General features: G+C 72.7%; 12 protein-coding genes. 5 read left to right on the plus strand and 7 right to left on the minus strand.

Features of this window, described 5'->3' with window-relative positions; genetic code table 11:
* Positions 1-315 precede the first annotated feature (315 nt).
* The 6 genes from VFE05_11580 to VFE05_11605 all read right to left on the minus strand — a co-directional run bounded on the left by VFE05_11580 (position 316) and on the right by VFE05_11605 (position 8349).
* Positions 316-2475, minus strand: coding sequence for an ATP-binding protein (locus VFE05_11580; protein HET6230701.1), 2160 nt, complete (start codon positions 2473-2475; stop codon positions 316-318).
* Between the two features lie 377 nt (positions 2476-2852).
* A complete protein-coding gene (locus VFE05_11585; protein ID HET6230702.1) occupies positions 2853-3236 on the minus strand; it encodes a response regulator in 384 nt (127 codons plus the stop codon).
* A 715-nt stretch (positions 3237-3951) separates the two neighbouring features.
* Complete coding sequence (locus VFE05_11590; GenBank protein HET6230703.1) at positions 3952-4206, minus strand: hypothetical protein; 255 nt, start codon at positions 4204-4206, stop codon at positions 3952-3954.
* Positions 4207-4253: 47 nt separating this feature from the next.
* Entirely contained in the window at positions 4254-7469 is a 3216-nt protein-coding gene (locus VFE05_11595) for an ATP-binding protein (GenBank protein HET6230704.1), read from the minus strand.
* Positions 7470-7747: 278 nt separating this feature from the next.
* The gene (locus VFE05_11600; GenBank protein HET6230705.1) at positions 7748-7927 is read right to left on the minus strand and encodes a hypothetical protein; all 180 of its coding nucleotides are present in this window, start codon (positions 7925-7927) and stop codon (positions 7748-7750) included.
* A gap of 239 nt (positions 7928-8166) precedes the next feature.
* The gene (locus VFE05_11605; GenBank protein HET6230706.1) at positions 8167-8349 is read right to left on the minus strand and encodes a hypothetical protein; all 183 of its coding nucleotides are present in this window, start codon (positions 8347-8349) and stop codon (positions 8167-8169) included.
* Between the two features lie 345 nt (positions 8350-8694).
* Between VFE05_11605 and VFE05_11610 the strand changes: the two genes are divergently transcribed.
* From VFE05_11610 to VFE05_11630, 5 genes are all read left to right on the plus strand, one after another.
* Positions 8695-10515: a glycoside hydrolase family 15 protein gene (locus VFE05_11610; protein ID HET6230707.1), complete on the plus strand. Its 1821-nt coding sequence runs from the start codon at positions 8695-8697 to the stop codon at positions 10513-10515.
* Positions 10516-11122: 607 nt separating this feature from the next.
* Positions 11123-15808 (plus strand): PAS domain S-box protein, encoded by a 4686-nt coding sequence (locus tag VFE05_11615; protein ID HET6230708.1) that lies wholly within the window; start codon positions 11123-11125, stop codon positions 15806-15808.
* A gap of 538 nt (positions 15809-16346) precedes the next feature.
* A complete protein-coding gene (locus VFE05_11620) occupies positions 16347-18032 on the plus strand; it encodes a M28 family peptidase (protein ID HET6230709.1) in 1686 nt (561 codons plus the stop codon).
* Between the two features lie 316 nt (positions 18033-18348).
* On the plus strand, positions 18349-19017 hold the full coding sequence (locus tag VFE05_11625; protein ID HET6230710.1) for a DUF6766 family protein: 669 nt from the start codon (positions 18349-18351) through the stop codon (positions 19015-19017).
* Between the two features lie 328 nt (positions 19018-19345).
* Positions 19346-20206 (plus strand): DUF4097 family beta strand repeat-containing protein, encoded by an 861-nt coding sequence (locus VFE05_11630; protein HET6230711.1) that lies wholly within the window; start codon positions 19346-19348, stop codon positions 20204-20206.
* Positions 20207-20401: 195 nt separating this feature from the next.
* Here the strand turns inward: VFE05_11630 and VFE05_11635 are convergent, their stop codons facing one another.
* On the minus strand, positions 20402-20851 hold the full coding sequence (locus VFE05_11635) for a hypothetical protein (protein ID HET6230712.1): 450 nt from the start codon (positions 20849-20851) through the stop codon (positions 20402-20404).
* Positions 20852-21177 lie beyond the last annotated feature (326 nt).

Below are 21177 nucleotides of genomic sequence, written 5' to 3' on the forward strand. Positions count from 1 at the left end.
GCCGCCCACCCCGCTCTCGTGTGCGCATCCCAATCATCGCCGCGCATCGTCCGAATCGCGTCGGCCGAGCCGCATCTCCCACGCCGGATCGGACCGACGCACGTCCGATCGACATCTCCGAAACCGCATCTCCCGAGTGCGTCTTGTAGAAAACGTCCGCGCCCGCATCTCCGGTCGTGCTAAAGAGAATGCATCGCTGGATCGGGACGGTTGCTCGGGGGAAGCATTCCGGATGCGATGAATCGCACCCCACCGCGGCGTGCGGCGCCGCATCTCGTTGGGAGATGACGGGTTGAGCGCCTGGTGCCGGCGGTGCTACGAGACCTCGGGCTGCGCGATGGCGAGGCCGGCGCGGTGCATCCGCATGCCGCGCAGGCTGATGCGCTCGGCCTGGCGCAGGAGGGTGAGCGCGACGTCGAGGGCGGCCGCCACGTCGGCCGTGCCGCCTTCGTCCAGGTCGCGCGACCCGGTCTCGCGGTGGACGAGGGCCTCCACCTCTTCGCGCAGGATGCCGAACTCGCGCCGGAGCGCGTCGTCGTCCCAGCCCAGGCGCGAGCGCTGGGCGCCGTGGCGTTCGGAGATGACCTTCTGGATGTCGTTGCCGTCCTGCATCAGCTCGGGCTCGCCGCCGCCTTCGTCGAGCGTGACCAGCGACAGGCCGATGTCCACGAGGAAGGTGGAGGTGTGGTCCTCGAGCTGCGCGCGGTCCAGCTCGGCGCCCGCCGGGATGGCCGGGTCGTCGCGCAGGCGGTCGCCCACGCGGTGCGTGAGCGTGTCGGCGCAGCGGGCCAGCAGGTAGCCCACGTCCGCCAGCCCCGGCACCTGGCGCGGCCGGAAGGCGGTGGTGGCGGACTCGCCCGGCGCGCGGCTGAGCGGCAGGTACAGGCAGAAGCGCGAGCCACGCCCCTCCTCGCTGCTCACGGTCAGGTCGCCGCCCATGAGCCGCGACAGCCGCCGGCTGATGGTGAGCCCCAGCCCGGTGCCGCCGCTGCTGCGGGTGTAGCCGCTCTCCACCTGCACGAACGGGTCGAAGATGGCGCCCAGCTTCACCGCCGGGATGCCGATGCCGCTGTCGGCCACGGTGACGGAGACCCAGGGTCCCTCGCCGCGGGCCTGCGCGTCTACCGGGTGCGCCTCCAGCCCGCAGGTGACGACCACCTCGCCGCCGGGCTCGGTGAACTTGACGGCGTTGGAGAGCAGGTTCGCCAGGATCTGCCGCACGCGGTCCTCGTCGCCGCAGAAGGCTGCTCCGGGCAGGCACTCCACGCGCTCCTCCAGGCGCACGCCGCGCTCGGCGGCCTGCGTGGCGACGAGCGAGAGGGCGGAGCGCACGGCGGGGAGCAGCGGCACGGGGTCGCTGTCCACCTCCACCTGGCCCGCCTCGATCTTGGCGAAGTCCAGGATCTCGTTCACCAGGCCCAGCAGGTGCCGGCTGCTGGACCGCACGCGCTGAAGGTAGGCGTGCTGCGCCTCGCTCACCGGGCCGCCCAGCCCCATCTCCAGCAGGTCGGTGTAGCCGATGACGGCGTTGATGGGCGTGCGGATCTCGTGGCTCATGTTCGCCAGGAACTGGCTCTTGGCCAGGTTGGCGCTCTCGGCGGCGCGGCGGGCGGCCTCGGCCTCGGCGGTGGCGGCCTCGGCCTGGCGGCGGGCGCGCACCTGGCCGGTGACCTCCACGGCGTGCACCAGCACCCCGTCCACCGTGCCGGCCGAGTCGAAGAGCGGCTGGTAGACGAAGTCGAACACGGCCTCCTCCAGGCCTCCGCCCCCGCCGGGCCCGAACAGCACGGGCTTCTCGGTTCCCGTCACCGGCCGGCCGCCGGCGTACACGCGGTCCAGCAGCTCGAACAGGCCCTGCCCCTCCAGCTCCGGCAGCGCCTCGCGGATGGGCAGGCCGGCCAGCTCGCGTCCCCCGGCGAGGCGGCGGTACGCGGGGTTGGCGAACTCCACCACGTGCCGCGGGCCGCGGAGCACCGCGATGAGCGCGGGCGCGTGCTGGAAGATGCTGCGCAGCCGCAGCCGCTCGGCGTCGGTCTCCGCCAGCGCCTCGTCGCGCTCGTCCTTCAGCTCCTCGCGCTCGGTCACGTCGACCGAGACGCCCACGATGCCCACCAGCGCGCCGGACTCATCCATCACCGGCGTGTCGGTGACGCGCGCGGGGAAGGTGCTGCCGTCGCGGCGGCGCACCGGGAACTCGCCGGACCAGCGCAGCCCGTGCCGCAGGCGGTCCATGATCTCCTCGGCCTGTCCACGCGCGAACTCGCCGGGGGTCACGTCCAGCACGTCGCGGCCCAGCACCTCGGCGGCGCTCCAGCCGTACAGGCGCTCGGCGTGGCGGTTCCAGAAGGTGATCCGCCCCTGGGCGTCGGTGGCCACCACGGCCTGCTCCACCGCGTCCAGCAGGTCGGCGGGGTCGAGGCCGCCGGCGGGGAGCGGGTCGCGGGGCAGTGCGTCCGGCTGGACCTGGGTCGTCATCGCTCGTGGTTCCGGGAATGCGCGCCGGTGCCTCCCCGCCGGGTGGCGGGGAGACCGGGAACACGCAGCCCCTGCAAGTCCGGCACCGCCCGGCGCCGATGCGCATCCAACGCGTTGTCGTACAAGCAGATGCGGTGGACCATCGGTCGGTGCCATGCACTCGCCTCCGCATCGCAGCGGTCGCGGGTGCATGGCCGTGCGTACTCCGTCGGCTGACGCGCGGGCCCCGCGGGCTTTCCATGCGGAAAGCCCGGTTCAGGTCCATCAAGAGGTGGGTCTGGAGCTCGTTCGCCGCGGGAAGGATGCGGCCGAGCCGGTCGGGGAGGGCGTTCGGGAGATGCGGTGCGGGCCCCGGGGAGGCGCCGCGCGTGCGGGGCTCAGCCGACGGGGACGGCGGGGCCCACGATGCGCTGCACCTCGGCCAGCACCAGGCGGGGCTCGATGGGCTTGGCGAGATAGCCGTCGAAACCCGCGGCGGTGGCGCGCTCGCGGTCGGCCTCCATTGCGTGCGCGGTGAGCGCCAGCACCGGCACGGCCGAGGTGAGGGTGGACGCGCGGATGCGCTCCAGCGCGCCGTAGCCGTCCAGCCGGGGCATGGAGAGGTCCATCAGCACCAGGGCGGGCTGGTGGGCCTCGGCCAGGCGCGCGCCCTCCTCGCCGTCCACCGCCTCCAGCACCGTGTAGCCGAAGTGCTCCAGGAGCGTCCGGTAGATGGTGCGGTTGTCCTCGTTGTCTTCTACCACCAGGATGGTCTGGCTCATCGCCCTTGCCGAAAGCGGGTGCCGCGCGCGCCGGAGCGCCCACGCACGGAGGTCTGTTGACGCCGCGACGAGTAGCCCGCGCAGCGGATGGTTTTTGGGTAGGAAACCAGCTCCGCCGGAGAGCGCGGAGCAACGCAGAGGAAGACAGCCTATGAATTTAGAACGTTTGCGAGAAAACGCCAGTTCCCGCCTTCGTGCCCATCCAAGCTCCCGGTCACCTCACCGCGCCGTGCCGAAGAAGCCCTGTTGACGGGATGACGCCTATCTCGCCCGGAACGTCATCTTTTCCCTATTCAGCCGGGGCGCGCCAGCGTGTCGGTGTGGATCGGGCGAGCGTATACCCGCGCCGCGTCCGCCGGTTCGGACGGATGCGTAACAGGAGCGTTGCCGGCCAATCCGTGGGTGGCGTGGAGGCCCCCTCCCCCAGCCCCTCCCCCAAAACTGCCTGGGGGAGGGGAGCCTGGTCCACGGCTGGGGCAGGGTTGGCGCACGATTTAGCAGGAGGGGATGGAGATGCGAAGCCCGGCGGAGGTACATCCCCAAATCCGATCTAAACTGCGCGCCAACAAGCAGTTCTCCCCTCTCCCGCTCGCGGGGGAGGGGCCGGGGGAGGGGGCACCTTTTCAGCAGCGAAACCGCCCGAATGTCGAGAGAAAAAGCCGCGGGAGATGCCGTCGGCCGATCGATTTTCCGGCCTGGAGATGGCGCGTGTAGGTCAGCCGGCGGCGGGGCGGGGGGCGACGATGCCGGCGCGGGAGAGGTGGCCCTCCAGGTCGTCGTCGGGGTGGGTGTCCCAGCCTTCGGGGATGGGGGCCAGGCGGCGCTTCTCGGCGTCGCACTGGAAGCAGAGCCAGCCGCCGGACAGCTCCGGCGCGGTCATGTGCGTGCGGAAGCCCAGCGTCTTGCCGGGGACCACGTCCCACGCCTGCCACACCGTGCCGTCGGACGCGGTGAACTCGCGGTGGGCCATCGTTCAGGCCGCGCCGGGGTCGCGGCGCGGAAGGCCGCCGGGGGTCTTCATCCTTGCTCTCCCTCTTCCTCGCCGCCGCCCGCGGGGTGCGGCGTGGCGGGGATGCACAGCGTGAAGCGCGAGCCCTGGCCGGGCTCGCTCTCGACCCACACGTCGCCGCCCATGAGCCGCGCCAGCCTGCGGCTGATGGCCAGGCCCAGGCCCGTGCCGCTGGCGCTGCGGGTGTGCCCGGTGTCGGCCTGCACGAAGGGCTCGAAGATCTCGGCCTGCTTCGCGGCGGGGATGCCGATGCCGGTGTCGGTCACGGTGATGCACGTCCAGGGCCCCGGCGCCGTGGCGGCCGCCCCCGCGGGGACCTCGGCCAGGGTGCGGCACTCGGCGGTGACGCTGCCGCCGGGGGGCGTGAACTTCACGGCGTTGGAGAGGAGGTTGGCGACGACCTGCTGCACGTGCTGGGTGTCGCCCAGGTACAGCGCGGGGTCGCCCGTGCACGTCTCTCCCAGGCGCACGCCCTTCGCCTCGGCCTGCGGGCGCACCAGGGCGAGCGCGGCGTCCACCACGCGCGCGGCGCTGCCCGTCTCCCGCGCGGCCGTCATCCGCCCCGCCTCCACCTTCGCCAGGTCCAGCACGTCGTTGACGATGCCCAGCAGGTGCCCGGCGCTGCCCAGCATCCGCCCGATCTGCGCCCGCTGCGCCTCGTTGACCGGCCCCGCGAGCCCCATCTCCAGCAGCTGCCCGTAGCCGATGATGGCGTTGATGGGGGTGCGGATCTCGTGGCTCATGGTGGCCAGGAAGTCGGACTTGGCCCGGTTGGCGGCCTCGGCCTCGGCGCGCGCGGCCTCGGCGCGGCGCAGGAGGCGGGCGTTGTCGACGGCCACGGCGGCGCGGCGGGCGAGCTCTTCGGCCAGCGCCAGGTCGGCCTCGCCGAAGCGGCGGCCGGACTCGGCGGTGACGAAGGTGACGACGCCCAGCACGGCGCCGCGGGACACGAGGGGCACCAGCATGGCCGAGGTGAAGCCCACCTCGCGCATCACCGCCAGGTGCTGTTCGTCGCGCGCGGCGCCGGCCAGCATCTCGTCGGTGATCTGCGGATAGAGCTGCGCGCGGCCGTCGCGCAGCACCTCGGGCAGGCCGTGGGGGGCGGACATGTCCACCGGGTAGCGGTCGCGCAGCTCGCGCGCCCAGCGCACCTTGTGCGGGTCCACGTGGGCCACGGCCAGCTGGCGCAGCGCGCCGTCCTCGTCCACCACGTCCACCGAGCACCAGTCGGCCACGCGCGGCACGGTCAGGCGCGCCACGCTGGCCAGGGTGTCGTGGTAGTCGAGCGACGACGCCAGCAGCTCGCCGGTGCGGTTCAGGAAGGCGGCGCGCTCGGCGGCGGCCTGGGCGTCGGCGCGGGCGCGCTGCTCGGCCTGGAAGAGCCGGGCGTTCTCCAGCGCCACCGAGGCGCGCCGGGCGACCTCTTCGGCCAGCACCAGGTCGGCCTCGCCGTACGTGCGGTCCTCGCTGGTGGAGGCGAACGAGAGGACGCCGGCCGTGCGCCCGCCGACGGCCAGGGGCACGGACACGTACGAGCGGAAGCCGATGCGCTCCAGCACGCGAAGGTGCTCGGGGTCCCGGGCCACGGAGGCGAAGGCGCCCGGCGGGATGCCGGGCACCAGCTCGGGCCGGCCCGTGCGCAGGACCTGCGCGGTGCCCATGGGCGCGTCGGGGTCGATGGGCCAGCGCTGCATGGACTCCCACGCCAGCCGCACCTGGGCCGGGTCGTCGTGGGCCACGGCCACGGGGCGGATGCGGCCGTCGTCGTCCACCATCTCCACGAAGCACCAGTCGCCCAGGCGGGGCACGGCCAGGCGCGCCACCGTCTCCAGCGTGGCCTGCGGGTCCAGCGAGGCGCCCATCTCGGAGCCGGCGCGGGCCAGGAACTCCAGGCGCGCGGCGGCGGCCTCGGCGTCGCGGCGGGCGGCCTGCTCCTGCGCAAGAAGGCGGTCGCGCTCGGCCTCGGCCTCGCGCAGGGCGTGCACGTCGTTGAAGGTGCCCACCCACTCGCGGATGCCGCCCCCGCCGTCCAGCACCGGCACGCCGCGGGCGGCGTACCACCGGTACGAGCCGTCGCGCATGCGCAGCCGGTAGTGCGCCTCGTACGGCGCCCGCCTGGCGTGCGAGCCGCGCCACACCTCCTCCACCCGCGGCCGGTCTTCGGGGTGCAGCGCGTCGAGCCAGCCGGAGCCGCGCACCTCTTCCGGCGTCTGCCCGGTGAGCTCGCGCCAGAAGGGCATGTCGTCCACCTCGCCACGGCCGTCGGTGCTCCACACCATGTGCGTGCTGGCCTCCACCAGCGAGCGGTAGCGCTCCTCGCTGCGCCGCAGCTCCTCCTGCGCGCGGTGGCGTGCGGTGACGTCCTGGTAGTAGATGGCGAGCCCGGCCGACGTGGGGTAGGCGTGCATCTCCGTCCAGATGCCCAGCCCCCGCTCGAACGCCTCGAAGTGCGCCGGCTCGCGCCGTTCGAGTGCCGCCCGCAGCCGCGTCTCGTAGCCGGTGCCCACCAGCGTGGGGAACTCGTCCCACAGGCTGCGGCCCAGCAGCTCGCCCCGCGGGCGCCCCACCACCTGCTCGGCGCGGCGGTTCACGTAGGTGAAGCGGAACGCCGCGTCGACCGCGAAGAAGGCGTCGGTGATGCTCTCGAACACGTCCTCCACCGCGGCGCGCGCGCCGTCGGCACGCTCGCGTGCGGCCTCCACCTGTGCGGAGGCCTCGTAGAGTGCCTCGTTGGACTGCTCCAGCTCGGCCGCCATCAGTTGTGTGGCGTCGATCTGCTGCTCCAGCTCGGCCGTCTGGTCCTCGAGCTGCTCGGCCATGCCGCGGGCCTCGCGGGCCCGTGCGTCGGCCGCGGCGAGTGCGCGGTCCAGCGAGCCGCGCATGGCGCTGATGAGCAGCGCCACCGCCGCGAACGCCGCGAGCCGCGCCACGTCCGAAGGGTGCAGCGCGAACGACGAGCGGGGCTCGAGCAGGAAGTAGTTGGCGAGCGGCACGGTGAGCGCCGTGGCCAGCAGCGATGGGCCCCGGCCACCGTACCACGCGGCGACGATGACCGAGGCGAAGAAGAAGATGAACAGCGTGGGGGTGATGTACGTCCGCAGCAGGAGCGACACGGCCAGGGCGACCGCGGTCGTGAGCAGCGCGAAGCCGTACCGCAGCGCCGCAGGGCGCGGCGGCTGCGGCGGCGCGGCGGGCTTGGGTGGGGGCGGGGCGGCAGCGGGCATGGTCTGGCTTCGGGAGAGCGGCGTGGCGTCACGCCGGCGGCGTGCGCCGGGCGGGGCCTGGGCCAATCTAACCGCGGCCGTGCGGGTGAAAAGCCCCGCGCAAGCCGCGGGCCCGTGCGGTGTTCCGTCCGCCGCTTCGTCCGCCGCCGCGTATCTCCCGCGCCGCCACGTCATCGTCCTACGCGACGGGGACCGGGCTCGCGCGAGTCCGGCCCCCCGTCCGCCGCCCCTCGTGCGGAGAGACGGAGCCGGCGGTCACCTCGTACCGCCGTGCACCTTCACGGCACGATGATGATGCAGCGGTCGGGGCAGCGGGTGTCGTGCGAGCAGCCGAACGTGCACTCGGCGTTGGGGTCGGTCGGGTAGCAGGGGCCGATGAGCGACGGCTGCGGGACGAGCGCCGCAGCGCTCACCTCGAACGACGTGACGGTAAGGTCCTCTACAGTAAGCTTCATCATCTGCGCCTCCGGGGAGTCTCGTGAGGATTGTTGGGAAGAGGAGGAAACTTATGTGGGCGTACGGGTAATGCGCAATTCTGTCCGCTAACGAAAGCACACCGACGTTGCGGCCCGGGCTCGCGATGAGCCCGGCCCCGCATCTTCCCTCGTTCGCATCATCCGACAACCTGATCGTCATCACCCGAACGGTCGACGGCAACTCGCTCGTCGACGCGGGGCCGACGCCGAATCCGGGTGGCTTACGGCAGGGGATTGATGCAGCGCTGCGGGCAGGTGTCGGCAATGGAGCAGCCGTAGGTGCAGTCCATGGCGGTGTTCGTCACGCAGGGGCGCACGAGCGAGACCGCCACCGCGGCCGTCTCCGGCGTGCCCGACGGCTCGAACGTGGCGACGTTCAGGTCCTCGATGGAAAGCTTCAGCATGGGTTGCTCCCGGTAAGGTGTTGGCATATGCGGGGGATGTTTCGAGTGTACGCCGCCGCGCCATCACGCGCAATCGTGTCCGAAAAGATGCTTCCGAAGATGCGCACGGGCCCGGCATCTCCATCCCCCGGATCTCCGTCGTCCGTTCCCGCGCGGCGCGCCCGGTGCACCGGCCCCGGTGTTGCGGTTGCGCCGTTGCCTCGCGGTCGCGGAGAGCGTGCGCGACGGAAACGCGTGAAGCGGAGGACGGGCGATGCACGTGCGCGCTGGCCGGGAGAAGGCGGGAAGCCGGGAAGGGGCGAGGCGGTCGCGGCCGGTCTCTGCCGTCGCCGTCGGAGGGCGCGCGTGAGCGTGGCGGCCATCGAGGAGCACGGCGTCATCGGCGACCTGAACACGGTGGCGCTGGTATCGCTGGACGGCACCATCGACTACATGTGCGCCCCGCGGTTCGACTCGCCCACGCTTTTCGCCGCGCTGCTGGACGAGGGCAAGGGCGGCAGCTTCGCGCTCGCGCCCGTGCTGGACGACGTGCGGCGCAAGCAGATGTACCTGCCGGACACGAACGTGCTGCTCACGCGCTTCCTCTCGCCGCACGGCGTGGGCGAGGTGTCGGACTTCATGCCCGTGAACGGCGACGGAGCCGCGCACCGCGTGGTCCGGCGCGCCAAGGCCGTGCGCGGCACCATGCGCTTCCGCATGCGCTGCGCGCCGCGCTTCGACTACGCGCGCGGCACCCACCGGGTGGAGGTGTACGGCGGGAACGCGCTGTTCGTGCCGGACGCGCCGGGCTTCAAGACCGTGCGCCTCCTCTCCACCGTCCCCCTCGCGGCCGACGGTGCGGACGTGTTCGCGGAGTTCGAGCTACGCGCGGGAGAGAGCGCGTCGTTCGTGCTGGAGCGCGCGCGTACCGGCGCCCCCTCGCCCGCGGAGGCCGAAGGCTACGTGGCCGCGGCGTTCAAGGAGACGGTCAACTTCTGGAGGGAGTGGATCGGCAAGTCCACGTACCAGGGCCGCTGGCGCGACGAGGTGCACCGCTCGGCCCTGGTGCTGAAGCTGCTCACCTCGCGGCGGCACGGCTCGCTGATCGCCGCGCCTACCTTCGGGCTGCCGGAGCGCGTGGGCGGCGTGCGCAACTGGGACTACCGCTACACGTGGATCCGCGACGCCGCGTTCACGCTCTACGCCCTCATCCGCCTGGGCTTCACCGACGAGACGGGCGACTTCATCGCCTGGATCGAGCAGCGGTGCGCGGAGTGGGAGCCGGGCGAGTCGCACCCTCTCCAGGCGGTGTACGGCATCGACGGGCGCCACGAGCTGCCCGAGACGGAGCTGGACCACTTGGCCGGCTACCGCGGCTCGCGGCCGGTGCGCATAGGCAACGCGGCGTACCCGCAGCTTCAGCTGGACATCTACGGTGCGCTGATGGACGCCGTGTACCTGTACGACAAGTACGGCGCCCCCGTCTCGCACGACTTCTGGGCCAACCTCACGCGGCTGGTGGACTGGGTGTGCGACAACTGGCGCACGCCCGACGAGGGCATCTGGGAGGTGCGCGGCGGCAAGCGCGAGTTCCTGCACTCGCGCGTGCTGTGCTGGGTGGCGGTGGACCGCGCCGTGCGCCTGGCCCAGCGCCGCTCGCTGCCCGCGCCGCTGGTGCGCTGGCTCTCGGTGCGCGACGAGATCTACCGCGACGTGTGGGAGGGCTTCTGGGACCCCGGCCTGGGCGCCTTCGTGCAGCACCGCGGCGGCGCCGCGGTAGACGCGTCGGTGCTGCTCATGCCGCTGCTGCGCTTCGTGAGCCCCACCGACCCGCGCTGGCTCTCCACGCTGCGCGCCGTGGGCCGTGACCTGCTGGACGACTCGCTCGTCTTCCGCTACCGCCCGGGCGACGCGGCGCCGGACGGATTCGCCGAGGGCGAGGGCACCTTCTCCATCTGCTCGTTCTGGTACGTGGAGTGCCTGTCGCGCTCGGGCGACGTGCAGCAGGCGCGCTTCCTCTTCGAGAAGATGCTGGGCTATTCCAACCACCTGGGCCTGTATGCCGAGGAGCTGGGTGCCAGCGGCGAGCAGCTGGGCAACTTCCCGCAGGCGTTCACGCACCTGGCGCTCATCAGCGCCGCCTTCGACCTGGACCGCCGCCTCTCCGGCGCGGGCTGGCGCGCATAGCCCGCAAGTGCCGTTCGGATCAATCGATGCGGAGTGGACGCCGTAGCGGGAACGGCGGTCGTGAGATGCAATCGGAGGATGCGGAGCCGGGCGGGATCGGGCGATCGACGGGGGGATGCGGGGCCGCGGGCGCTGTCCGGAATCTTTGCAGTGGATGGAAACCGGATGCTTCCCGGCAGTCGAGCGCCCGGCGCAGCGAAGCGCTTTCGAACGCGAGGCGAGGGGCGGCAGGATCCGCCTCGGGCACCGCGGCGGATCGCGGGAAGCGAGGTCGCCGCGCCGCCGCCGAGGCCCGGCATGGCATGTAAGATGTTGAAAGAATCATAGATAGGCGACGGCCGATCCGGAGGTCCGAGATGCGCGACGGCAGGCGAGCGGCAGTCAGACGCGCACGGGCGGCCGGGCTGCGCTCCGGCGAATGCGGGCGCCGGGACGGCCCGCCGCGCTGGAACGAATCCCGCAAACGTTTGCCGCGTCGTATCACCCCGTGTCCGGCATCGTCGCGTGCTCCGAAGCGCACCCGCCGGCCGGCGTGCGTCGTGCCCCGCATCTCTCCGAACGTCTCATCTCAGTGCCGTCCATCGCTCCCCCGGCCGGGAGCGCTCCCGTGACCGCTCCTCTCCGCGTGCTCTCGCTGGAAGCCGGCGACCTGCCGACGGCCTCGCTGCGCCATCAACCCACGCTCCCCGAGAGCGGCTTCGCGTGGCGCGCCTGCACGCTCCCCGAAGCGCTGGAGGCCGTGCGCGGCGGTGAGGCCGACTGCGTGCTGCTGGACCTGGACCTGCCGGGCTCGGCCGGGCCGGATGCGGTGCGCGCCATGGCCGCCGCCGCCCCGCACGTGCCCGTGGTGGTGCTCTCCGGCGCGCCCGGCGGCGAGGCCGCGCTGCTGGCCGCGCGCGAAGGCGCGCATGACCTCGTGCCCAAGGCCGAGGCGACGCCCGCCATGCTGGGCCGCGCCATCCGCTACGCGGTGGAGCGCATGCGGCAGCAGCGCGAGCTGGCCCGCCGCGCCGCGCGGGAAGGCTCGCTCGCCGAGCTGGGCCGCGCCGCCGTGGCGGCCGACGACCCCGGCGCCCTGGTTGACCGCGCTCTGGGCGAGCTGCGCCGCGCGTTGGACGCGGACTTCACGGGCCTGTTCGAGCCGCTGCCGGGCGGAGGCATGCTGCTGCGCGCCGGCGACGGCTGGCCGGGCGGCGACCCCGGCTCGCTTACTCTCCCGGACGACGGCGGCGCCCTGTTCCGCGTGCTGGCGTCGGGTGCCCTCGCCGTGCAGGAGTGGGACGACCAGACACCGGCGCCGACCCCGTTCGCCGAGCGCGGCGCCCGCGCCTGCGTGGCCGTGCCCGTGCCGGGGCGCGGCGGGCCGGCGGGCGTGCTGGTGGCGTGCTCGCGCACCCCCGGCGCGTTCGCGGACGGCGACGGGCCGTTCCTAGAGGCCGCCGCCTCGGTGCTGGGCCTGGCCGCCGAGCGCGTGCGCTCCGAGGCCGCCTCCCGAGAGCTGGCCGGGGAGCAGGCCGCCCGCGCCCAGGCCGAGGCCGTGCAGCGCCGGTTCGTGGAGCTCGTGCAGGACCTGGACGCCATCGTCTGGGAGATGGACTCCGGCACCGGCCGCTTCACCTTCGTGAGCGACCACGCCGAGGCCGTGCTGGGCTACCCCGTGCGCGAGTGGCTCACCGACGCCGGCTTCTGGGCCGCGCACATCCACCCGCAGGACCGCGCCGCCGCCCTCGCCTTCCTGCGCGCGGCCGCCGAGCGGGGGACGGACCACGAGTTCGAGTACCGCATGCTGGCGCACGACGGGCGCGTGGTGTGGGTGCGCGACCTGGTGCGCGCGGTGCCCGCCCCCGGCGGCGGCGCCCCCGTGCTGCGCGGCGTGATGGTGGACGTGACCGCCCTCAAGCGCGCAGACGCCTCGCTGGCCGCCAGCGAAGAGCGCTTCCGCACGCTGGCGGGCTCGCTCGAGGACGTGGTCTTCACCCTGGACCGCGACCTCCGCCACGTGGGCGTCTTCGGGCGGTGGCCGCAGCGCTACGGGCTCACGCCCGCGCACTTCCTGGGCAGGCCCATCAGCCAGCACTTCGGCCCCGACGCCTCGGGCGTGCACGAGGACGCCGCGCGCCGGGCGCTGCGGGGCGAGGCCGCCGTGTACGACTGGGAGACGCGGCTGGGCGGGCGCGCCGTGCACTTCCAGACCCGCATGTCGCCGCTCACCGACGCCTCGGGCGCGGTGGTGGGCGTGGTGGGCGTGGGCCGCGACGTCACCGAGCAGCGCCTGGCCGAGCGCGCCGTGCGCGAGAGCGAGGAGCGCTTCCGCGCCGTCTTCCGCACCTCGGCCGTCGGCATCGTGCTCTCGGGGTTCGACGGGCGCATCGAGCGGGCGAACCCCGCCTTCGGCGCCATCGTGGGCCGCGAGCCGGCCGAGCTGGCGCGGATGCCGTGGATCCGGCTCACCCACCCCGACGACGTGGAGCCCAACCTCGCGTACGTGCGCGAGATGGAGCGGGGCCTGCGCGACACCTTCCAGCTGGAGAAGCGCTACCTGCGGGCCGACGGCACCGCCGTGTGGGGCCGCCTCTCCGCATCGGCCGTGCGGGACGCCGAAGGGCGGCCCCAGCACATGGTGGCGATGATCGAGGACGTCACCGAGGCGCGCCGGGCCCGCGAGGCGCTCGAGGAGTCGCAGCGCTTCCTCCGCTCCACGCTCGACGCGCTGGCCTCGCAGATCGCCATCCTCGACGAGCGCGGCGTGATCCTGGAGGTGAACGACGCCTGGCGGCGCTTCGGCGAGTCGGACGGCGGCACCGCCCCGCTGGAGGCGGGCGCCGACTACCTCGCCGCCTGTGGCGCCGAGACCGCGGCGGGCATCCGCGGAGTGCTGCGCGGCGAGCGCGACGAGTTCCGCACGCAGTACGAGTGCGGCGGGCCCGAGGGGCGGCGCTGGTTCATGATGCGCGTGACCCACTTCGCCGGCCCCGGCCCCATGCGGCTGGTGGTGAGCCACATCGAGGTGTCGGAGCGGCGCCGGGCCGAGGCCGCCCTGCGCGAGAGCGAGGAGCGCTTCCGGGCGCTGGTGGAGAACCTCACCGACGTGATCTCGGTGATGGCGCCCGACGGCACCCTCCTCTCCGTCTCCGGCTCGGCGGTGCGCACCCTCGGCTACGACCCCGCCGACCTGGAGGGCCGCAACGCCTTCGACCTGGTGCATCCCGACGACCTGGAGACGACCCGCCGCGTGGTGGCCGAGGCGATGGCCGACCCCGGCGCGGCGCACGGCATGGAGTACCGCCTGTGCCACGCGGCGGGCGAGTGGCGCGTGCTGGAGTCGGTGATCACCAGCCTGCTCGACAACCCCGCGGTGGGCGGCGTGGTGATCAACTCGCGCGACGTCACCGAGCGCAACGAGGCCGAGGCCGCGCGCCGCGAGAGCGAGGAGCGCTTCCGCTCCTTCTTCGACCACAGCATCGACGCCGTGCTGCTCACGCTGGCCACGGGGCCGGTCGTGCAGGCCAACCCCGCCGCGCTGCGGCTCTTCGGGTACACCGAAGAGGAGATGCTGCGCACCGACCGGCTGCAGCTCACCGACCCGGCCGACCCGCGCGTGGCCGAGGGGATGGCGCACCGGCAGCGCACGGGCAGCTTCCGCGGCGAGATCACGCTGCGCCGCCGCGACGGCAGCGTCTTCCCCGGCGAGATCGCCACGGCCGAGTTCCTGGGGCACGACGGCGTGCCCAACGTGAGCATCGTGGTGCGCGACGCGACCGAGCGGAACCGCGCCGAGGCCGCCGCCCGCCGCATGGCCGCCATCGTGGAGGCCAGCACCGACGCCATCTTCGGCGAGGCGCTCGACGGCACCGTCACCAGCTGGAACGCCGGCGCCGAGCGCATCTACGGCTGGACCGCGGCAGAGATCGTGGGCACCTCCATCGACTGCGTGGTGCCCCCCGAGCTGCGCGACGAGTCCGACTCGCTGCGGGCGCGCGCCGTGGCGGGCGAGCGCATCGTGGAGCACGAGACGGTGCGCCTGCGCCGCGACGGCCGGCGGCTGCGCATCTCCCTGACCGTCTCGCCGCTGGTGGACGAGCGCGGCGTGGTGGCCGGCATCGCCGCCGTGGCGCGCGACGTCACCGGCGAGCGGCAGCTTCAGGAGCAGCTGCGGCAGGCGCAGAAGATGGAGGCCGTGGGGCGGCTGGCGGGCGGCGTGGCGCACGACTTCAACAACCTGCTCACCGCCATCTCCGGCAACGCCGAGATGCTGCTGATGGACATGGCGCCCGAGGACCCGCTGCGCGCCGACGTAGAGGAGATCCGCGCCGCCGGCCGCCGCGCCGCCGCGCTCACCCGGCAGCTGCTGGCCTTCTCGCGCCGCCAGGTGCTGCAGCCCCAGGTGCTGGACCTGAACCGCCACGTCGCCGAGATGGAGCGCCTGCTCACCCGCCTCATCGGCGAGGACGTGCGGCTGCGCACCCGCCTGGACCCGTCGCTGGCCGCCGTGCGCGCCGACCCAGGCCAGCTGGAGCAGGTGGTCATGAACCTGGTGGTGAACGCCCGCGACGCCATGCCCGGCGGCGGCACGCTGGAGCTGGCCACCGCCAACCTCGCCATCGGCGAGGCGCCTCCGCCCGGCATCCCGTACTACGTGCGTGGCGGCGAGTTCGTGCGTCTCACCGTGTCCGACACGGGCACGGGGATGGACGAGACCACGCTCTCGCACCTCTTCGAGCCGTTCTTCACCACCAAGCCGCAGGGGCGCGGCACCGGGCTGGGCCTGTCCACCGTGTACGGCATCATCAAGCAGAGCGACGGCTACGTGTGGGCCGAGAGCCGGCCGGGCGGCGGCACCGTCTTCACCATCCTGCTCCCGCGCGCGAACGAGGACGCGGCGCCCGCCGTTCCCGCACCGGCGCGCGTGCAACTGCGCGGCACGGGCACGGTGCTGCTGGTGGAGGACGACCCGGCCGTGCGCGGCATGATCCACCGCGTGCTGGACCGCAGCGGCTACGTGGTCATCGAAGCCGACGACGGCGAGCAGGCGCTGCGCCTGGCCGCCGCCCACCACGGGCCCATCGACCTGATGCTCACCGACGTGGTGATGCCGGGGATGAGCGGGCGCGAGCTGGCCCGGCACCTCGCGCCGCTGCGGCCCGAGACGCGTGTGCTGTACGCCAGCGGCTACACCGACGACGCCATCGCCCACCACGGTGTGCTGGAGGCCGGCATGAACCTCATCGAGAAGCCCTTCTCGCCGGACGCCCTCATCCGCCGCGTCCAGGAGCTCATCGGCGGGGGCGAATAGCCTTCGGCAGATGAACGACGGGTCGGTCGGGGGAGATCGGTTCGGTAGATGTCGGGCGTTTCGGTAGATGTCGGACGGGTCGGTTGATGCGGCTCGGTAGATGTCGGGCGGGCCGGTGGATGCGGCTCGTAGACGTGCGGGGCAGTTCGGCGGATACGCAATCGGGAGATGCACGGCGGCCCATCCACCGCCCCGCATCTCCCGATCTCTCGTTCGCCCGAGGAGGATCTGCGTGCCGGCGCGTGCCGCGAACACGGTGCCCGTCCGAGGCGGCCCTCGCCGCGGATGCACGACGCGCGTCCGATGTGTTCTCGCCGCGGAATGGACGGGTGCGCAGGCAGCGCGGCCCTAGCGGCGTGGAACGCAAGGCACGGCGGAGGGACGCAGATCCCGGTGCGTGGCAAGCGGTTCCGGAGACGCGTCTGAAACGATGTGCGTCTTCGCATCGTAACAGGCGAAACACCGCGCGGCGCGGAGGGTAGAAGCGCGCGCGACGGCCCCGTCCCGGGCCGGAACTCCCCCGACAAAACCAGGCTACATGACCACCTCGCGCAGCCTCCTGTGCCTGCTCGCGCTCGCCGTCGTGCCCGGCGCGGCGCGGGCGCAGGCGCCGCTCCCGCTCACGCGGGCGCCCCGGCCCACCGTGCCGGCCATCACCGCGGCCGACCTGATGAGCCGCCTCTACCCCTTCGCGGCCGACAGCATGATGGGCCGCGAGGCGGGCACCGAGAACAACCTGAAGGGCACCGCGTACATCGCCCGCGAGGCCGCGCGCATCGGGCTGGAGCCGGCAGGCGACCGTGGCACCTTCTTCCAGGACGTGCCGCTCATGAAGCGCACCCTGGTGCCCGGCCAGTCGCTCGCGGTGGACGGCGCCGCGCTGGGGCTGTGGACCGACTACCTGCCGCGCGACCAGGGCTACGGCGTGCGCACGCTGGACGGCGTGCAGGTCGTGTACGGCGGCCGGTGGGGCGACAACGCGAGCATGATCCCGGCCGAGCAGGCCGCGGGCAAGCTGGTGCTGCTGGCGGGCGCGGTGGACGCGAGCGGACAGCCCGTCCCGTCCGTCACGCGCAACCTGGTGACCGCGCGCTTCCACTCCGCCGCGGGCATCGCGTACGCCAGCATGGACATCCTCCCGCCCGCCGTGCAGGAGTACTACCGCACGCCCAGCGTGGAGATGAAGCCCGAGCAGGCGGACGCCTCGGGCAAGCCGGCGTTCCTGTACGTGACCGCCGCCACCGCGGCCCGGCTGCTGGGCACGCCGCTGGCTTCGGCGACGCCGGGCGCGGCGGGCAAGACCGTGCGCGGCGGGATCGCCTTCGCGGACGAGCCGGTGCCGGGCCGCAACGTCGTGGGCATCCTGCGCGGCAGCGACCCGCGGCTGCGCGGGCAGTTCGTGGCCGTGGGGGCGCACAACGACCACGTGGGCTTCAACCACGAGCCGGTGGACCACGACAGCCTGCGCGTGTTCAACCGCTACATGCGGCCCCACGGCGCCGATGACGAGGAGGCGGGCACCCCCTCGCCCGCCGAGTGGACGCGCATCCGCGCCTCCATCGACTCCGTGCGCAGGCTGCGCCCCGCGCGTCGCGACTCCATCTTCAACGGCGCCGACGACGACGGCTCGGGCACCGTCTCGGTCCTGGAGATCGCCGAGGCGCTGGCGAAAGGGCCCGTGCATCCCAAGCGCAGCATCGTCTTCGTCTGGCACACCGCCGAGGAGCTGGGGCTGTACGGCAGCGAGTGGTTCACCGACCACCCCACCGTGCCGCGCGACAGCATCGTGGCGCAGCTCAACATCGACATGATCGGGCGCGGCGACGCCTCGGACCTGCAGGGCGGCGGACCGCGCTACCTGCAGCTCATCGGGTCGCACCGCCTGTCCAGCGAGCTGGGCGACCTGGTGGAGGCCGTGAACCGCGGCGAGCGCGAGCCGCTGTCGTTCGACTACCAGTTCGACACCAACGGGCACCCGGCGCAGTACTACTGCCGCAGCGACCACTACAACTACGCGCGCTACGGCATCCCCATCACCTTCTTCTCCACCGGCGGGCACGAGGACTACCACCAGCTCACCGACGAGGCGCAGTACATCGACTACGACCACATGGCCCGCGTGGCCACGCTGATCCGCGACGTCACGGTGCGCGTGGCCGACCTGGACCACCGCGTCGTCGTCGACAAGCCCGTTCCCGACCGCAACAAGCCCTGCCAGCAGTAGGCGATCCGGCCGGACGCCCTCCCGCATCCGCGAGACGTCCGGCCGACGGGCGGGCCCCGATCACGATTCGCCTCCGGTATCGGACGCGGACGTGAAAGGGCCCGCTCGGCACGTCGGCCCGATTCAACAAGGCGTCGCCGTCCCCGCTGGCGTAGGTCCATCCCGCATCTCCCGAGCGGCCGGTCAGCCTTATCTCACCGGCGTTCTCTCGTGTACGCTCCCCGCGTACGGCATCGGGATTGCCCAGTAGGTACGAAGCCGCCGCCTCGTGCCGGCTCCCGCGGGCGCGCAGCCCGTCCCCACCCCACCGGACCCCATGCGGAACAACGCCCTGACCTGGGCCGCCCTAGCGCTCTTCGTCGTCTCCTTCGGCGGGCAGGTCGCCACCGGCGAGCGCGTCTACAACCAGGACCAGACCAGCCATCACCAGCCCACCGTGACCCTGGCCGGATATCTCACCACCGGGCACTTCGTGGAGGCCACGTTCGAGAACTGGGAGTCCGAGTTCCTGCAGATGGGCACCTACGTCTTCCTCACCGTCTTCCTCGTCCAGCGCGGCTCGTCAGAGTCCAAGAAGCCGGAGGACGAGGAGGGCGCGGACGAGCAGGAGATCGACGAGGATCCGCGCCTGCACCGTAACGACCCTGGCGCGCCATGGCCGGTGCGCCGCGGGGGGCTGGTGCTCAAGGTGTACGAGAACTCGCTCGCGCTCGCCTTCCTGGCGCTCTTCACCCTCTCGTTCCTGCTCCACGCCGCGGGTGGCGCCAAGGAGTACAGCGCGGAGCAGATCGCGCACGGCGACGCGCCGGTCACGCTGCTGGGCTACCTCTGCACCTCGCAGTTCTGGTTCGAGTCGTTCCAGAACTGGCAGAGCGAGTTCCTCTCCGTCATCGCCATCGTGGTGCTCTCCATCTTCCTGCGCCAGAAGGGCTCGCCCGAGTCCAAGCCGGTGCACGCCCCCCACCGCTCCACCGGAAGCGGCTGACCGCATCGGTCGACGGCGGGTGGCCGATGCTGTGCGGACGACGCTGGGGCCTGGTGTCGCCCGGGGATCTCGGGGGATGCGCGGCTCCCTCCGCGTTTCGGGAGATGCGGGGCGGCCGCGGGTTTCGATCACCGTCGCGGGAAGCGAAGTCCCGCCTGGCCGCGGAAGTCTGCCTCCGACGATGTTCCTGCTCGGCCGATTCCAACCTTTTCGCCGCGAGGCACGTCCTACGCTCGTGCGGCTGGCGCGCCGAGTGCGCGATCGGGCGGCCGGCCAGCGGGCGTGATTCACGCGGTTCATCTCATCCCACGGATATGGAGGCACGGCGATGCGCGTTCGGATGCTCTTCACGGCGGCGCTGCCGCTGGCGGCTTTGGCGGTGACGGCGGTTGGCGCCGCCGCGCAGGACAACGGGCAGCAATCCAGCTCGGCGGACTGGGTCGCCCGGTGCCAGCGCGGCGACTCAGGCTGGGGCAACAACCGCGGCTCGGTGCACTGCGAGGTGCGCGAGGCGCGGCTGGCGGCCACGGGCGGCACGATCTCGGTAGATGCGCGGGAGAACGGCGGGGTGTCGGTGCGCGGCTGGGACCGCAACGAGGTGCTGGTGCAGGAGCGCATCCAGACCCGCGGCACGTCCGACGCGGACGCCCGCGCCATCGCGCAGCAGATCCGCGTGGAGACGGGCGGCTCGCGCGTGCACGCCACCGGCCCGCGCACCGACCGCAACCGCCAGTGGTCCGTGAGCTACGAGGTGTTCGTGCCGCGCCGCTCCAACCTGGCGCTGGTCACCACCAACGGCCCCATCGCCCTGCGCGACGTGAGCGGCGACGTGCGCATGGACGCCACCAACGGCCCGATGACGGTGAGCGGCGTGTCGGGCAACGTGCGCGGCCGCACCACCAACGGCCCCCTGCGCGTGGAGCTCTCGGGCGCGCGGTGGAGCGGGAGCGGGCTGGACCTGGAGACCACGAACGGGCCGGTGACGCTCAGCATGCCGCCGCGCTTCGCCGCGCACCTGGAGGCGGGGACGACTAACGGTCCGATGCGCGTGGACTTTTCCGTGACGGTGCAGGGCCGTATCAACAGCCGCATCTCCAGCGACATCAACGGCGGCGGCCCCACCATCCGCGTGGTCACCACCAACGGCCCCGTCTCCATCCGCACCGCCGGCGCCGCCGGGACGATGTAGACCCCGTTCAAGCAGCACGAACACGAAAGAGGTCCGGCCACCGCGGCCGGACCTCTTTTCGTCGTCATACTGCCAGCGGGATCACACGGATGACGCAGGCAAGTAGGTGAACGTTCAGCACGAAGAGCGAACGTGCCGCGAGCCCCGGGGCCGCGGCACGTCGTGCGTTTTCTGGAGATGTGGGAAGGGGCGCGGCTACCGCAGCCGGATCGTGAGCAGCCGGAAGTCCGGCGCGAAGATCCAGACCTGGTCCCACAACTCCTCGTTGTTCAGCGAGATGCGCCCGTCAGCGTGACGAACGACGGGCGGAGCGTTCGGCTCGTACTGCACGACGGCAAAGTAGAATCCGTCCGCCTCGTAGAAGCTCCACGTGTGCCGGTGCCCGGTGTCGGGATGGACGTGAGTGGCGAGCCTGGCACACGCGGCCTCGTCGCTTCTGCCTTCCAGCGGCCGGAGCCTGATCGCGCGAACGCTGGCCATCCCGTTAGCCGAACGTGCCGGCGCGAGTCGCGCATCCGCCAGAACGCCCGCCACCTGCTCCCGCGCATGCGCGACGGGCGCCGGACACCCGCTCTGCGCAGCCGCCGGAGGGGTGCACGCAAGCGAAGCATGCAGGAAAACGAAGCCCACCAACGCGAATCGCATCCTCGCTCCAGCATCAGATGGTTGAGCGTCACCAATGCGGGTGGAATGGTCGCACGACCGGACACCGTTGCGTTGACTGGCCCGGAGAACGTCCATGGCAGGCTAACGGCAGGTGCTTGCGGCCGCAATGTTTGCCCTCTCGGTGCCCTCGATCTGCCAAGGAGGATCGGCTGTGCACTTGGCCAATGTTCCCACCTCACGAGCTTCTCCGGAAGCTGTCAGTCCAGGTTCGTTCCCTCCGACTGTTAACCAACGTTCTGGCCGCGATGCACTCTCGGACGCAGCCCGCGAAGGCTGGTTTCGTGCCGTTGTAGCCGCGGCTTCAG

The organism is Longimicrobiaceae bacterium (assembly GCA_035696245.1).
In the GTDB taxonomy this organism is placed as follows: Bacteria; Gemmatimonadota; Gemmatimonadetes; order Longimicrobiales; family Longimicrobiaceae; genus DASRQW01.